A 15,551-nucleotide genomic window follows, 5' to 3' on the forward strand; every position below is an offset into this window, starting at 1 on the left:
GGTGCGGGTCTGGCGGCCCGCCTCCGGGCCGCGGTAACGGCCCTGGTCAGGCTACGGCGTAGCCGGCGAGCCGGTCGCCGACCTCCTCGGTGCGCAGCGACGCACCCGGCGTACGGCTGGCCAGCTCGGTGCCGACCGCGGCGGTGACCCGCTCGGCGGCGTCGGCGTGCCCCAGCTGGTCGAGCAGGAGCGCGGCGGAGAGCACCGCGGCGACCGGGTCCGCGACGCCGCGGCCGGCAATGTCCGGCGCGGAGCCGTGCACCGGCTCGAACATCGACGGGTAGCGCCCCTCGGGGTTGATGCAGCCGCTGGCCGCCAGGCCGATGCCGCCGGTCACGGCGGCGGCGATGTCGGTGAGGATGTCGCCGAACAGGTTGTCGGTGACCACCACGTCGTACCGCTGCGGGTTGGTCACCAGGAACATCGCGGCGGCGTCGACGTGCTGGTATTCGGTGGCCACGTCGGGGTGCTCGGCGGCGACGGCCTCGAAGGTGCGCGCCCACAGCGAACCGGCGTGGGTCAGCACGTTGGTCTTGTGCACGAGGGTGACCTTGCGGCGCTCCCGGCGGCGGGCCCGGGCGAAGGCATCGCGGATCACCCGCTCGACGCCGTGCCGGGTGTTGAGGCTCTCCTCGGTGGCCACCTCGGCCGGGGTGTCCCGGTGCAGCGAACCGCCGGCGCCGGCGTAGAGGCCCTCGGTCCCCTCGCGGACCACGACCAGGTCGACCTCGCCGGGCTTGACCGCGGCCAGCGGGCCGGGCACGCCCGGCCAGAGCCGCGCGGGGCGCAGGTTGACGTACTGGTCGAAGGCGAAGCGGAGCTTGAGCAGCAGGCCGCGCTCCAGCACGCCCGGCGGCACGGTGGGGTCGCCGACCGCGCCGAGCAGGATCGCGTCGTGCCCGGCCAGTTCGTCGAGGACCGAGTCGGGCAGCACCTCGCCGGTACGGTGGTAGCGGGCGGCGCCGAGGTCGTACTCGGTGGCCTCCACCACGCCGGGGAGCACGGCGTCGATGACCTTGCGGGCCTGCCCGACCACCTCGGGTCCGATCCCGTCCCCGGCCACCACCGCGATCCGTGCCACCACGCACTCCTCATCTCGTCGTTCCCCGCAACGGTACGTGGTCGTCCCGGTTTCCGGTACGCGCCTTCCAACATTCGGGATTTCCGGATGCTCAGGAGTCTCCCAGGTGGCATTCATGGTGCAGTCATGTCCGCTGCCTAGGGTCGGAGACGTTCGGGTCGGACGGGGCCCGGGACCGGCTTCGCCGCGACGCTGCGGCGTCGTCAGGGAGGGAGCGGATGCGATGCGGATCGACGAGCAGCGACGGGCCCGGTGGGCCGACGAGCAGCCCCGGACCCGGTGGATCGACCAGTCCGCCTTCCGCAGCCGCCGCCCCGACCTGCGCCTCGGCTCGCGCAGCCACCGGCTGGACCGGGCCGGCGGCACCGCAGTCGACCGGATCAGCGTCACGCACACCGTGCGCACCTCCACCGCCGAATACTCCCTGCTGTTGAACGCGCCCGAGTGGCTGGGCCGCCGGGGCGTCGGCGAGGCGCTGCGGGACGCGGTCGCCGAACTGCGCGCCGTCGACCTCACGTACGGGCCGAACCAGCCGGACAGCCTGGTGTCGAAGCTGCGGCGGGACGAGATCAGCCCCGAGTCGTACCCCCCGCTGGCCGACCTGGTGAACCGCTGCGCCGCGATGCGGGCGGCGACCGACGGCTGGTTCGACGCCTGGGCGGTGCCGGGCGGCTTCGACCCGGGCGGCCTGCTCAACGGCTGGGCGGTGGAGCGGGCCGCGGCCCGGCTGCGCGCCGCCGGCGTCCACGACTACGCCGTGCTCTGCGGCGCCGACCTCACCGTACGCGGACACGCCGCGCACGGCGGCCCGTGGCGGGTGGCCGTGCACCATCCCACGGACGCGCACCAGGCGCCGCTGACGCTGGAGATGACGGCCGGCGCGGTGGGCACCTCCGGGGTGTCCGGGCGCCGGGGGCACGTGGTGGACCCGCACACCGGCGAGCCGGCCGACCAGTTCGTCTCCGCCACCGTGGTGGGACCGGACCTCGCGGTGGCCGACGCCTACGCCACCGCCCTCTACGCCGCCGGCCCGGCCGGGCTGGCCTGGTTCCGCAACGGCTCGGACTACCGGGCGCTCTTCACCCACCGCCGGCGCTGAGCACGGCAACCTTCGGCACCCGCCGCCCCCGTCCTCGCCGCCACGACCCGGTACGCGATCGGCCCCCACGGTCTCGGCAACGATCGTGGGGGCCGGTCAGCGATGAATGCGCGTGGCTCGCGCAATCGAGGGGTGCGGGACCTGATTGGGCCGGACGACCGACCGCGCCACCCGAAGACGGGCCGGAGTCGCAACTCAGCCAGTGACCGCACCGGTACGCTAGCGAATCGACGTAACTCGACGCAAGAGTCTCCACAGCGGACCGTCGCGTCGGCCCGCGCACACTGGCCTGCGGCGGGGCAGGCGTGACGGCGCGGGCCGGGGATGGCACGCTGTCCGCCGTGAGTTTCGATCTGAGCGTGTGGGCCCTGCCGGCCGGAGCCACGCCCGACGACGTACGGGCCGCGGTGCAGCGGTGCCGCGAAGGGCGGCACGGCGAGCGTCACCCCGACCCGAGGGTGGTCGGTTTCTACCGGGCCATCACGGCCGCCTATCCCGACCGCCCGGCCCGCCCGGGTACGCCCTGGGAGGTCGCCCCGCTGCACGCGGCCGCCGACCACGTGGCGATGAGCCTCTTCGCCACCTGCGAGGACCAGGTGCTGCTCGACATCGAGCGGCTGGCCGGCGAGCACGACCTGATGCTCTACGACGCCCAGGACGGCACGGTCTACCCACCACCCACGCGCGTCACCCGCTGATCCCGCCTGGGTACGACGAGGGGCCCGGCCGTGCGGCCGAGCCCCCGGTTCGTCGTGTGTGGACTACTCGTCGCGCAGGTCGGCCGCGCTCGCCGCGACCGCGCCGATCGAGTCGGCGGCCGAGCTGAGCAGGTCCGCGCCGAGCGCCTGGTCGACGGTGAGCGTCATCAGCGTCTCGCCGCCGGCCTCCCGGCGGGCGACCTGCATGGCGGCGATGTTGACGCCGGCCTCGCCGAGCAGGGTGCCGACGGTGCCAACCACGCCGGGCCGGTCGACGTAGCGCAGGAAGACCAGGATGCCCTCCGCGCCGATCTCGACGTCGAAACCGTCCACCTCGGTCAGCTTGAGGACGTCCCGGGCCCCGGCCTGGGTCACCGTGCCCGAGACGCTGACCGTCCGACCGTCCGGCAGCGCGCCGCGTACGGTCACCAGGTTGGCGTGGTCGCTCGTCTCGGCCTGCGTGGTCAGGGCCACCTCGACCCCGCGCTCGGCGGCCAGGTGCGGCGCGTTGACGTAGGTGACCTGCTCCTCCACCACCGAGCTAAACAGCCCCTTGGTGGCGGCGAGCTTGAGCACCGACACGTCGTGGGTGACGATCTCGCCACGCACCTCGACGGTGACGCTGGCGGCCACCCCGCCGGCCACCGCGGTGAAGGCCCGGCCCAGCTTCTCGGCCAGCGGCAGCAGCGGGCGGACGTCCTCGGCGACCACGCCGCCGGCCTGCACGTTCACCGCGTCCGGCACGAACTCGCCCTGCAGCGCCAGCTTCACGCTCTTGGCCACGGCCAGGCCGGCCTTGTCCTGCGCCTCGTGGGTGGAGGCGCCCAGGTGCGGGGTGGCCACCACGTTGTCGAAGGCGAACAGCGGCGAGGAGGTGCAGGGCTCCTTGGCGTACACGTCGATGCCGGCGCCGCCGACCCGGCCCTCGGCGATCGCGTCCGCCAGGGCCTGCTCGTCGACCAGGCCGCCCCGGGCGGCGTTGACGATCCGCACGCCCGGCTTGACGATCGCCAGCTCCTTCTCGCCGATCAGGCCCACGGTCTCCGGGGTCTTCGGCAGGTGGATCGAGATGAAGTCGCTCTCCCGCAGCAGCTCCTCCAGCCCGACCAGGCGGACGCCGAGCTGCGCGGCGCGGGCCGGCTGGATGTACGGGTCGTACGCGATCAGCCGGGTGCCGAAGGCGGCGATACGCTGCGCGAAGAGCACGCCGATGCGGCCGAGGCCGACCACGCCGACGGTCTTGCCCTGGATCTCCACACCGGTGTACTTGGACCGCTTCCACTCGCCGGCCTTGAGCGCGGCGCTGGCGCTGGCGGTGTTGCGCGCCACCGCGAGCAGCAGCGCGACGGCCTGCTCGGCGGCGGAGACGATGTTGGAGGTGGGCGCGTTGACGACCATGACGCCCCGGGCGGTGGCGGCCGGCACCTCGACGTTGTCCAGGCCGACGCCGGCCCGGGCGACCACCTTCAGGCGCGGCGCGGCGGCGATCGCCTCGGCGTCGATCTGGGTGGCGCTGCGTACGATCACCGCGTCGGCCTCGGAGAGCGCGGACAGCAGGGCCGGACGGTCGGTGCCGTCGACGTGGCGCACGTCGAAGTCGTGCGCGAGCACCTCGATGGCGGCAGGGGCGAGTTCTTCGGCGATCAGTACGACAGGATTCATCGGTCCTCGTAGACGCTCGTATGCGGTCGGCCTGGGGCGACGGGCGCCGCGCTGCGCCCGGTGCTGATCTGTGCCAGGGCCGTTCGGTGCCGGCTACGCACCTATCAGCGATCGTAGGACGCACCCCGGCCGGCATGTTCCGGAGTGCGGGGTGAGTGCCCTCACACAGGCTTGTCGTGCGCGAGGCGCGCGCGGCCCGGGGCCCGACGCCGGGGAGAGCGTCGGGCCCCGGGCCGCGTTCTCAGCGGCCTGACCCGGGGTCAGGCGGTCTCGGTGATGGGCCGGTCGACCCAGCTCATCATGGCGCGCAGCTTCTGCCCGGTCTCCTCGATCGGGTGCGCCGCGCCCTCGGCCCGCCACTTGCTGAAGTTGGGCCGGCCGGCCTCGTCCTCGGCCACCCACTCGCGGGCGAACTCGCCGGACTGGATCTCGCCGAGGATCTTGCGCATCTCCTCCTTGACCCGGGAGTCGATGACCCGGGGGCCGCGGGAGAGGTCGCCGTACTCGGCGGTGTCCGAGATGCTGTAGCGCATCCGAGCGATGCCGCCCTCGTACATCAGGTCAACGATGAGCTTCAGCTCGTGCAGGCACTCGAAGTAGGCCACCTCGGGGGCGTACCCGGCCTCGGTGAGCACCTCGAAGCCGGTCTGCACCAGCGCCGCGGCGCCGCCGCAGAGCACCGCCTGCTCGCCGAACAGGTCGGTCTCCGTCTCCTCGGTGAAGGTGGTCTTGATCGCGCCGGCCCGGGTGCCGCCGATCGCCTTGGCGTACGCCAGGGCCAGGCCGAACGCGTTGCCGCTGGCGTCCTGCTCGACGGCGACCAGGCAGGGCACGCCCTTGCCGTCAACGTACTGGCGGCGGACCAGGTGACCCGGGCCCTTCGGGGCGACCATCGCCACGTCCACGTCGGCCGGGGGCTTGATCAGGCCGTAGCGGATGTTGAAGCCGTGGCCGAAGAAGAGCGCCTTGCCCGGGGCCAGGTTGGGCGCGATGGACTCGGCGTACAGGCCGCGCTGGGCGGTGTCCGGCGCCAGGATCATGATCACGTCGGCCTCGGCCGCCGCCTCGGCCGGCGTGAGCACGCGCAGGCCCTGCTCCTCGGCCTTGGGCCGGCTCTTCGAACCGGCGGGCAGGCCGATCACCACGTCGACGCCGGAGTCGCGCAGCGACAGCGCGTGGGCGTGGCCCTGGCTGCCGTAACCGATCACGGCGACCTTGCGGCCCTGGATCAGACCCAGGTCGGCGTCGTCGTCGTAGTACACCTCAACGCTCATTGACTTCCCTTTCCTACGGCGGTGCCCGGCGGCCCGTCGTGAATCTGTGCGGTGCGGGTCCGGGCGGCGCGGACTCCGCGCCGCCCGGATGGTGGTCAGGCGGCGCGCAGCGCGGGCCCGGCGGTGATGGAGCGCGAGCCGCGCCCGATCGCCACCGTGCCGGACTGCACCATCTCCTTGATGCCGAAGGGTTCGAGGTCGCGCAGCAGCGCGTCGAGCTTGTCCGGGGTGCCGGTCGCCTCGATGGTCAGCGTGTCCGGGGCGACGTCGACCACCCGCGCCCGGAACAGGTTCACCGTCTCGAGCACCTGGCCACGGGCGTTGCGGTCGGCGCGGACCTTGACCAGCAGCAGCTCCCGGGCCACCGAGACCTGCGGGTCCAGCTCGACGATCTTGAGTACGTTGACCAGCTTGTTGAGCTGCTTGGTCACCTGCTCCAGCGGGGACGACTCGGCGTTGACCACGATGGTGATCCGGGAGACGTCCGGGTTCTCGGTCTCCCCCACGGCGAGGCTGTCGATGTTGAAGCCGCGCCGGGAGAACAGGCCGGAGACCCGGGCCAGGACACCCGGCTTGTTCTCCACCAGGACGGACAGCGTGTGCATCGTCATGACTACATCTCGTCCTCGTCGAAGGCGGGGCGGACGCCCCGGGCGAACATGATCTCGTCGTTGCTGGTGCCGGCGGCGACCATCGGCCAGACCATGGCGTCCTTGCCGACCACGAAGTCGATGACCACCGGCGCGTCGTTGATCGCCATGGCCGCCTCGATGACCTTGTCCACGTCGGCGGCGCTCTCGCAGCGCAGGCCGACGCAGCCGAGCGCCTCGGCGAGCTTGACGAAGTCCGGGATGCGGTGCTTGTGGGTGCCCAGCTCAGTGTTGGAGTAGCGCTCCCCGTAGAACAGGGTCTGCCACTGCCGGACCATGCCCAGGTTGCCGTTGTTGATCACGGCCACCTTGATCGGGATGCCCTCCAGCGCGCAGGTGGCCAGCTCCTGGTTGGTCATCTGGAAGCAGCCGTCGCCGTCCACCGCCCAGACCGTGGTGTCCGGCTTGCCGACCTTGGCACCCATCGCCGCCGGGACGGCGTATCCCATGGTGCCGGCGCCGCCGGAGTTGAGCCAGGTGTACGGCTTCTCGTACGAGATGAACTGGCTGGCCCACATCTGGTGCTGGCCGACGCCTGCCACGTAGACGGTGTCCGGGCCGGCGATCTCGCCCAGCCGCTTGATCACGTACTGCGGGGAGAGCGTCCCGTCGCCCGGCTCCTCGTATCCCAGCGGGTAGCGCCGGCGCAGGTCGTCGAGCTGGTGCCACCAGTCGCCGAGGTCGGCCGCCGGCCGGCCCGCCTGCTCGGTGGTGACCGCGGCGATCAGCTCGTCGATCACGTGCCGGGCGTCGCCGACGATCGGCACGTCCGCGTGCCGGTTCTTGCCGATCTCGGCCGGGTCGATGTCGGCGTGCACCACGGCGGCGTCCGGCGCGAACGAGTCCAGCCGGCCGGTCACCCGGTCGTCGAAGCGGGCCCCGAGCGCCACGATCAGGTCGGCCTTCTGCAGGCCGTAGACCGCTGCGACGGTGCCGTGCATGCCGGGCATGCCCAGGTGCTGCCGGTGCGAGTCGGGGAACGCGCCGAGCGCCATCAGGGTGGTGACCACCGGGATGCCGGTCAGCTCGGCCAGCCGGCGCAGCCCCTCGGTGGCGCCGGCCTTGAGCACGCCGCCGCCGACGTACAGCACCGGGCGGCGGGCGCTGGTCATCAGCCGGGCCGCCTCGCGGATCTGCTTGCCGTGCGGGTGCAGGGTGGGTCGGTAGCCGGGCAGGTCGAGGGTGGGCGGCCAGGAGAAGGTGGTCGGGGCCTGGAGGACGTCCTTGGGGATGTCCACCAGGACCGGGCCGGGCCGGCCGGTCGCGGCCAGGTGGAACGCCTCGGCCAGCACCTGCGGGATCTCGTCGGCGGTCTGCACCAGGAAGTTGTGCTTGGTGATCGGCAGCGTGATGCCCTGGATGTCCGCCTCCTGGAAGGCGTCCGTGCCGATCGCCGGCCGGGCGACCTGGCCGGTGATGGCCACCATCGGCACCGAGTCCATGTACGCGTCGGCGATCGGGGTGACCAGGTTGGTCGCGCCCGGGCCGGAGGTCGCCATGCAGACACCGACCTTGCCGGTCGCCTGGGCGTATCCGGTGGCGGCGTGCCCGGCGCCCTGCTCGTGGCGGACCAGAATGTGCCGGACCGTGGAGTCGTAGAGCGGGTCGTACGCCGGCAGGATGGCGCCGCCCGGAATGCCGAAGACGACGTCGACGCCGAGCGCCTCGAGCGACCGCACCAGCGATCCGGCGCCGGAGACCTGCGCCGAGGCGGGCTGCCGTACGGCCGGGGCGGAGCCGTTGCGGGGGGTGGAGGCGTGATCGGCGTCACCGGCCGGCTCGGTGGCCGGTCGGGCTCGCCGGACGGAGTGGGCGAGGGTCTCGGGCGTGGGTCTCGTCATGGCGGTTCAAGCCTTCGGCTGGAGTGGGTGATGCGCTTCTCAGAATGGGACGCGGGCGTCCCGCTGATGGTCCGACGGCAACAAAAACGGCCCACGTGCAGATGCACGGGGCCAGCGCACTCTCGGTCAGGGAGAGTGCGCTCAGGTAAGTACTCGCAGCGACCAGTTCGACGACATGTGGCTAAGCCTGACGCATCTCACGCGATGAGTCAACTGATCCCACATTTTGGTTAACGGACCTCGGCGTGTCGGGCCTCGACGCACCCCCGGCAGCCGGTGCGACCTGCGCAGATCCCTCGTTCGAGGGACGCGGGGCGGGAACCGACGCGGGTGGATCCGACCGGAGTCGGGGCAGCAGCGGGGAGGGGTTGGGACGGGCCGGCGCGGGCGGCGTGGCCGGCGGCACCGAGGTGGGTCGGGCGCCGGGCGAGGTGGCCGCCTCCAGCATCGCCTCCAGGTGCTCGGCCGGCACCCCCCAGCCGAAGAGCGCGCCCTGCCCGAACCGGCAGCCGGCGGCGACCACCGCGGCCAGTTCCGTGCGGTTGGTCACGCCCTCGGCGATCACCTCCATGCCGAGCTGGTGCCCGAGGCGCATGACGATGTCCACCATCGGGGCGAACGCCGGGCCGTCCCGGCCGACCGGCCGGACCGGCTCGTGCTCGGCGACCAGGCTGTGGTCGATCTTGAGGATGTCGATCGGGAGCCGGCGCAGCTGGCCCAGCGAGGAGTAGCCGGCGCCGAAGTCGTCCAGCGCGATCCGTACGCCGGTGAGCCGCAGCGCGGCCAGCCGGCGGATCAGTTCGTCGAGGTCGGTGGCGACCGCGTGCTCGGTGACCTCCAGCACCAGCCGCTGCGGCGGTACGTGGTGGGCGCGCAGCGCGTCGGCGACCTGGACCACGTACTCCGGGGCGTGCAGCTCGTGCGGCGACACGTTGACCGAGACCCACACGTCGTGCCCGTCGGCCAGCCACCGGGAGAGCTGGTAGCAGGCCTGGTGCAGCACCCAGGCGCCCAGCTTCGAGATCATCCCGCACTCCTCGGCCAGCGGGATGAACTCGTCCGGGCGGACGTTGCCCAGCTCGGGGTGGTGCCAGCGGAGCAGCGCCTCGGCGCCCACCGGACGCACCGACGGCAGCGAGGCCACCGGCTGGAACGCCAGCCGCAGCTCGTCGCGCTCGATCGCGCCGCGCAGCTCGTGCTCCAGCATGGTGCGCCGACGCAGCAGCTGGTCGTAGGTGGCGTCGTAGCGCTCGACCCGGTTCTTGCCCCGCTGCTTGGCGTAGCGCAGCGCCAGGTCGGCGTTGCGCAGCAGCAGCTCGACGTCGGTCTCCCCGCCGCCGCGGGCCACGCCGATGCTGACCGACAGGAAGACCGGCCCGTCCGCCTCCTCGTACGGGCGGCCGAGCACCCCGAGCAGCCGTTCGGCGACCGGCCCGGCGTCGCTCGCGCCGTGCATCAGCACCGCGAACTCGTCGCCGCCGAGCCGGGCGGCCAGGTCGCCCGGGCGCAGGTTGCCGCGCAGCCGCCGGCCGACCTCGGCCAGCACGGCGTCGCCGACGTCGTGCCCGCGCATGTCGTTGACGTTCTTGAAGCCGTCCAGGTCCAGCCCGAGCAGCACGCAGGGGACCCGGGCCTCGGTGCAGCGGTGCAGCGCCCGCAGCAGTCCGCGCCGGTTGGCCAGGCCGGTGAGCGGGTCGGTGTGCGCCAGCTCACGGAAGTGGGCCTCCCGCTCGGCCAGCCGGCCGGCGTAGTTGCGCACGTCGTTGAGGGCGAGATATTGCCGGGTCACCAGGGCGAAGCCCTCGACGCTGCCGGCGACGATGCCGAACGCGTCGAACCCGCCGCCCTGGACCAGGTGGTACATGGCCGAGGCGGCCATCGCGAACATCGGCACGAAGGCGTACTCGCCGTCTCGGCGGATCAGGTCGACGTTCACCTGCCCGGGCAGGTCGACCCGGTGCACGGCGAGGGCGATGGCCAGCAGGCCCGCGGCCAGCACCGCGGCGCCGGTGTGCGCCATCACCGGGCCGCCCTGGCAGAGCCCGGCGGAGAGGCCCAGCCCGCCGCCGGTCATCCCGGCCAGCCCGGCGCCGAGCAGCGCGAGCCGGCCGCGCGGCGGCGCGGCCCGCAGCACCACGATGAGGGTCAGCCCGGCGGTGAGCGCCGCGCTGGCCGTGGCGAGCACGATGGGTACGCAGGCCACCGGGGTGGCCGTGCCGAGCAGCCGGGTCGGCGGGCTGAACAGCACCCAGCCGACGAACCAGAGCGCGGTCGCCATGATCAGGCCGTCGAGCAGCAGCCGGGCGGTCGCGGCGCGGGTGGCGGCACCGGGCAGCCGGAGCAGCGCGGCGCCGAGGGTGAGCGCGCTGAGCGTGGTGCCCACCGAAACCAGGGTCGCCCAGCCGGTGCGCTGCCCCTGCTCGTGGGCCCAGTGCGGGGTGACGACCAGCGCGGCGGCCACGCCGACGAAGAGGGTGAGCAGGGCGATGCCGGCGGCCGCGGCGAGCAGCAGGTGGGCCTGCCGGTGGGGCCCGACCCGGCGGCGGGCCGACCCGGCGAGCAGCGCGGTGCCGGCGGCGGCGGCGAGCCCGCTGAGCGCCGCGACGGTGACCATCCCCGGGGACGACTGCACGACCTCAACTGTGCCGGATGTGAGCACCCCGTGGGGCACCGGGTGTGCATCTGTTGGGACACGGCGCGCGCGGCCGGGGGTGCCGCGGCGGCGGTGTCAGACTGGTAGTCATGCCTGAACTGCGGTCGAGGACCTCCACCCACGGTCGGACGATGGCCGGCGCCCGGGCCCTGTGGCGGGCCACCGGGATGACCGACGACGACTTCGGCAAGCCGATCGTCGCCATCGCCAACAGTTTCACCCAGTTCGTCCCCGGTCACGTACACCTCAAGGACCTCGGCGGCCTGGTCGCCGACGCGGTGGCCGAGGCCGGCGGGGTGGGCCGGGAGTTCAACACCATCGCCGTGGACGACGGCATCGCCATGGGCCACGGCGGCATGCTCTACTCGCTGCCCAGCCGCGAGTTGATCGCCGACGCGGTGGAGTACATGGTCAACGCGCACTGTGCGGATGTCCTGGTGTGCATCTCCAACTGCGACAAGATCACGCCGGGCATGCTGCTGGCCGCGCTGCGGCTCAACATCCCGACCGTCTTCGTCTCCGGCGGCCCGATGGAGGCCGGCAAGACGGTGGCGATCGAGGGCGTCGTCCACTCCAAGATCGACCTGATCGACGCCATGATCGCCTCCTCGAACGAGGCGGTCACCGACGACCAGCTCGGCGAGATCGAGCGGTCGGCCTGCCCGACCTGCGGCTCCTGCTCCGGCATGTTCACCGCCAACTCGATGAACTGCCTCACCGAGGCGATCGGCCTGGCGCTGCCCGGCAACGGGTCGGCCCTGGCCACCCACGCCGCGCGCCGGTCGCTGTTCGTCGAGGCCGGCCGCACCGCGGTGGAGATCGCCAAGCGCTGGTACGACCAGGACGACGCCTCGGTGCTGCCCCGGTCGATCGCCAACCGGGCCGCCTTCGAGAACGCCGTCGCGCTCGACGTGGCCATGGGCGGCTCGACCAACACCGTGCTGCACCTGCTCGCCGCCGCCCGCGAGGCGGAGCTGGACTTCAGTGTGGCCGACATCGACGCCATCTCCCGCCGGGTGCCCTGCCTGGCGAAGGTCGCACCGAACTCGCCGCAGTACCACATGGAGGACGTGCACCGGGCCGGCGGCATCCCGGCCATCCTCGGCGAGCTGGACCGGGCCGGCCTGCTCCACCGGGACGTGCACGCGGTGCACTCCCCCAGCCTGGAGCAGTGGCTGGCCGACTGGGACGTGCGGGGCGGCTCGGCCACCCCCGCGGCGATCGAGCTGTTCCACGCCGCCCCCGGCGGGGTGCGCACCACCGAGCCGTTCTCCACCACCAACCGCTGGTCGTCGCTGGACACCGACGCGGCCGGCGGCTGCGTGCGGGACCGGGAGCACGCGTACAGCGCCGATGGCGGGCTGGCCATCCTGCACGGCAACCTGGCGCCGGACGGCTGCGTGGTGAAGACCGCCGGGGTGCCCGAGGAGTGCCTGACCTTCCGCGGGCCGGCCCGGGTCTTCGAGAGCCAGGAGGCCGCCGTCGAGGGCATCCTCAACAAGTCGGTCGCCGCCGGGGACGTGGTGGTGATCCGGTACGAGGGCCCCAAGGGCGGCCCGGGCATGCAGGAGATGCTCTACCCCACCTCGTTCCTCAAGGGCCGCGGGCTGGGCCGCTCCTGCGCGCTGCTCACCGACGGGCGGTTCTCCGGCGGCACCTCCGGCCTGTCCATCGGCCACGTCTCCCCCGAGGCGGCCTCCGGTGGGCTGATCGCGCTGGTGCGGGAGGGCGACGAGATCGTCATCGACATCCCGGCCCGGTCGATCCAGCTCAACGTGCCCGACGACGTGCTCCAGGCCCGCCGGGTCGCCGAGGAGAAGCGGGACCGCCCGTACACCCCGGCCGATCGGCAGCGGCCGGTGTCCGCAGCGCTGCGCGCGTACGCCTCGATGGCCACCTCGGCCAGCGACGGCGCCTACCGCCGCGTGCCGGAGTGAACGGAGGGCCCCTGTCAACGCCTGTCGCGTTGTAGGGGCCCCTTCCGCATGCTCTTTCCCGGTAGGGTCGCGCGTCGTGGAGACGAGCATGAGCTACGCGCGACGGATCCGGCCGGTCATCGACCGGGTGTACGTGGGTGCCCGCTGGGCGGCCCGGGCCCGGATGGAGGCGTTCTACGCGGAGCGGGGCGCGGACCTCGGCGCGGAGAACAGCTTCTACTCCGGGTTGCTGGCCCGGCCGATGCCGGCCGACGCCCTCGCCGACGGGCTGGTCTACACCTCCGGCAGCATGGACGCCGAGCTGGCCCAGGGTGTGCTGAAGGTGGACGCCGAGGGCACCTGGCACCTCACCGAGCTGGGCCGGGAGCTGGCGCTGTACGCGCAGCGGGCGACCGCCGAGGCCGCCGAGGAGCTGTGGTCCTCCGGGCCGCCGATGCTGCCCGGCCTGGCCTCGGTGCCCCGGCTGGCCGAGCTGGTCGGCCGGGTGCTGGCGCACGGGCTGGCCACCGGCGGGCCGGCGTTCCGCGCCATGACCCCGCCGTACGAGCCGGACGACGCGTCGCCGGCGCTGCTGCTCACCACGCGGCTGGGCTCGCTGCGCCACCATCGGGCCGACGCGCACCGGGCGGCGTGGCGGGCCGCGGGGCTGACCGCCGAGCAGATCAAGGCGCTGCCCGACGGCCCCGAGCGGCAGGCGATCGAGGCCGAGACCGACCGCCGCGACGCGCCCGCGTACGCGGTGCTCACCGAGGACGAGCGGGGGGAGCTGCTCGCCGGCCTGGGCGCGCTGCCGAGCTAGTCCACTGACGTTCGCCGCTTTCTGGTGGTGCCCGCGCCTGGCTGTTCGCGCCCTGGCGATCGGGTGGCCCAGGCCAAAATGCCCACGGAGGCCGCCCCGAACGGGACGGCCTCCGGGAACGGAGCTCCGGATCCGGGTAGCGGGCGACCGTGGGTCAGCCCCGCGCTGACGGGTCCTGGAACTCCGAGCGCAGCTCGGCCAGCCACGGCCCGGTGGCGTGCTGGGCGGTGACGGTGACGGTGACGGTGTCACCGTCCTTGACGGGTTCGAGTTGGGGCAGGCAGCTGCCCTTGTCCGTCCGTTTCACCTGGCAGGAGACGTTCGGGCCGTTACCGGAGTAGTCGTAGACCTCTCCGCCGAGCACCGGCATACCGTTGACCGAGACCTGGTAGATGCCGGGCGTCTGGGGCACCACGGTGAAGTCGAAACCCCGGTGCCAGGTCAGCCTGGTGGTGACCGGCTTGTTCGGATCAGCCGGGTCGCTGCGCAGGACCTTGGTGCCGGGCTCGTCGGCCATGCCGTCGGGTTTCGGCGGCGCCAGCTTGGCCGGGCGGGGCGGCAGGGGGTACTGCGTGAACGGCACCTTCTCGGCCACCGCGATGTACATGGTGCCCTCGGTGGGAATCGTCGGCAGGTGACCGTCGCGCTGCGCGCCGCTCACCGTGTAGGTCACCGTGACCGTGTCGCCGGCGCTCGCTCCCGGCGGCGCCGTCGCGCCCGACGGCGAGCCGTGACCACGGCGCGGGCCGTAGGGTGAGGGGTCGTTGTGCAGCTCCGAGTTGCAGCCGGTGGTGTAGCCGGCGTCGCTGCCGTCGATCGCCAAGTCCAGGGCGAGCGACGTGCCCGCCGGCAGGCCGGGGCAGTAGGTCAGGAACGCCACGTCCGCCGCGTTGACGGTCCAGGTGAACTGCACCTTCTTCGAGCTCACGGGCGCCTTGCCGAAGGCGACGACCCGGTAGCCGCGGGCGTACTCGGCAAAGGGTCCGACCTTGCGGCCCGCCACCGGCTTCGGCTCGGCCGGGGTGCTGGCCGGCAGGCTGGCCGACGGGGCGGTCGATCCTGCGGCGACGTTCGAGGGCTGGGTCGACTCGCCGCCGGGAACGGCGACGTAGGTCGCCAGGGCCGCGATCAACGCCATGGCGCCCGCTCCCCCGGCCGCGGCCTGCCTGCGGCGACGGACGGCGATCCTCCGCCGGACCTCCGCCAGCCGCTCCCCCGTGGGTGCGGCGTGGGCCGAGCGCTCATCCATGAGTTCCCTGAGGTCGATCATCGGTGCGCTGCCTCCAACGTCAGCGACTCGTCCAGTCGCAGCTTGGCCAGTGCCTTCGTGGCCTGGCTCTTGACGGTGCCCACCGAGATGCCCATCGCGTCCGCGATCTGCGCCTCCGTCATGTCCTCGAAGTAGCGCAGCACCAGCACCGTCCGCTGGCGGCGGGGCAGCTTCCCGATCGCCTGCCACACCTGGTCCCGCTGGTCCACGTGCGACAGTTCGTCGGCCGTCGGTCGCTCCGGAAGCTGCGACGTCGGCTGCTCGACCTGGCGCCACCTGCGCCGCCACCAGGAGGCGTAGACGTTGACCAGGATTCTTCGTACGTACGGCTCCGGGTCGGCGTCGATCCGCCCCCAGGCGCCCCACGCGCGTACCAGCGCCGTTTGCAGCAGGTCCTCCGCGTGCGCCCAGTCATGCGTGAGCAGATAGGCGGTACGCAGAAGCCGAGCTGATCGGGCCGTCACGAACTCCGCGAACGTGTCGCTGGGTGCCACCGGCTCTCCTTCTTAGTGGTCGCCGGTTACTACCCGAGGGTCGATCCAGAAGGTTGCCCCCGCCGCGCCGGTTTCCGGAGGACGGCCACGAAC

General features: G+C 73.1%; 12 protein-coding genes. 4 read left to right on the forward strand and 8 right to left on the reverse strand.

Annotated elements, in window-relative coordinates:
- Positions 1 to 46: 46 nt before the first annotated feature.
- Positions 47 to 1,081 (reverse strand): 3-isopropylmalate dehydrogenase, encoded by a 1,035-nt coding sequence (locus ACY34I_RS20970; protein WP_148797871.1) that lies wholly within the window; start codon positions 1,079 to 1,081, stop codon positions 47 to 49.
- Positions 1,082 to 1,304: 223 nt separating this feature from the next.
- Here ACY34I_RS20970 and ACY34I_RS20975 point away from each other — a divergent pair, with 223 nt between their 5' ends.
- Positions 1,305 to 2,180, forward strand: a complete 876-nt coding sequence (locus tag ACY34I_RS20975; protein WP_148797872.1) for an FAD:protein FMN transferase — start codon at positions 1,305 to 1,307, stop codon at positions 2,178 to 2,180.
- A gap of 341 nt (positions 2,181 to 2,521) precedes the next feature.
- Positions 2,522 to 2,878 (forward strand): hypothetical protein, encoded by a 357-nt coding sequence (locus ACY34I_RS20980; protein WP_187413541.1) that lies wholly within the window; start codon positions 2,522 to 2,524, stop codon positions 2,876 to 2,878.
- A 63-nt stretch (positions 2,879 to 2,941) separates the two neighbouring features.
- Here the strand turns inward: ACY34I_RS20980 and serA are convergent, their stop codons facing one another.
- The 5 genes from serA to ACY34I_RS21005 all read right to left on the reverse strand — a co-directional run bounded on the left by serA (position 2,942) and on the right by ACY34I_RS21005 (position 10,937).
- Positions 2,942 to 4,540, reverse strand: a complete 1,599-nt coding sequence (gene serA / locus ACY34I_RS20985) for a phosphoglycerate dehydrogenase (protein WP_148797874.1) — start codon at positions 4,538 to 4,540, stop codon at positions 2,942 to 2,944.
- Positions 4,541 to 4,800: 260 nt separating this feature from the next.
- A complete protein-coding gene (gene ilvC / locus ACY34I_RS20990) occupies positions 4,801 to 5,814 on the reverse strand; it encodes a ketol-acid reductoisomerase (protein ID WP_462756686.1) in 1,014 nt (337 codons plus the stop codon).
- A 95-nt stretch (positions 5,815 to 5,909) separates the two neighbouring features.
- The gene (gene ilvN, locus ACY34I_RS20995) at positions 5,910 to 6,425 is read right to left on the reverse strand and encodes an acetolactate synthase small subunit (RefSeq protein ID WP_073832451.1); all 516 of its coding nucleotides are present in this window, start codon (positions 6,423 to 6,425) and stop codon (positions 5,910 to 5,912) included.
- A 2-nt stretch (positions 6,426 to 6,427) separates the two neighbouring features.
- A complete protein-coding gene (locus ACY34I_RS21000; protein WP_462756687.1) occupies positions 6,428 to 8,305 on the reverse strand; it encodes an acetolactate synthase large subunit in 1,878 nt (625 codons plus the stop codon).
- A gap of 181 nt (positions 8,306 to 8,486) precedes the next feature.
- Complete coding sequence (locus ACY34I_RS21005) at positions 8,487 to 10,937, reverse strand: putative bifunctional diguanylate cyclase/phosphodiesterase (protein ID WP_462756688.1); 2,451 nt, start codon at positions 10,935 to 10,937, stop codon at positions 8,487 to 8,489.
- Positions 10,938 to 11,047: 110 nt separating this feature from the next.
- Between ACY34I_RS21005 and ilvD the strand changes: the two genes are divergently transcribed.
- Positions 11,048 to 12,895 carry a dihydroxy-acid dehydratase gene (gene ilvD / locus ACY34I_RS21010; protein WP_462756689.1) on the forward strand — a complete coding sequence of 616 codons (1,848 nt, stop codon included), beginning with the start codon at positions 11,048 to 11,050 and terminating at the stop codon, positions 12,893 to 12,895.
- Between the two features lie 88 nt (positions 12,896 to 12,983).
- Positions 12,984 to 13,694 carry a hypothetical protein gene (locus tag ACY34I_RS21015; protein WP_462756690.1) on the forward strand — a complete coding sequence of 237 codons (711 nt, stop codon included), beginning with the start codon at positions 12,984 to 12,986 and terminating at the stop codon, positions 13,692 to 13,694.
- 154 nt (positions 13,695 to 13,848) lie between these two features.
- Here the strand turns inward: ACY34I_RS21015 and ACY34I_RS21020 are convergent, their stop codons facing one another.
- Both ACY34I_RS21020 and ACY34I_RS21025 read right to left on the reverse strand, forming a co-directional pair.
- Positions 13,849 to 14,964 carry a hypothetical protein gene (locus tag ACY34I_RS21020; RefSeq protein ID WP_462756691.1) on the reverse strand — a complete coding sequence of 372 codons (1,116 nt, stop codon included), beginning with the start codon at positions 14,962 to 14,964 and terminating at the stop codon, positions 13,849 to 13,851.
- The gene (locus ACY34I_RS21025) at positions 14,961 to 15,458 is read right to left on the reverse strand and encodes a SigE family RNA polymerase sigma factor (RefSeq protein ID WP_462756692.1); all 498 of its coding nucleotides are present in this window, start codon (positions 15,456 to 15,458) and stop codon (positions 14,961 to 14,963) included. Before ACY34I_RS21025 ends, ACY34I_RS21020 begins: the two co-directional genes overlap by 4 nt.
- Between the last annotated feature and the right edge of the window lie 93 nt (positions 15,459 to 15,551).

It is taken from the genome of Micromonospora sp. RTBAU3-60, assembly GCF_054963695.1.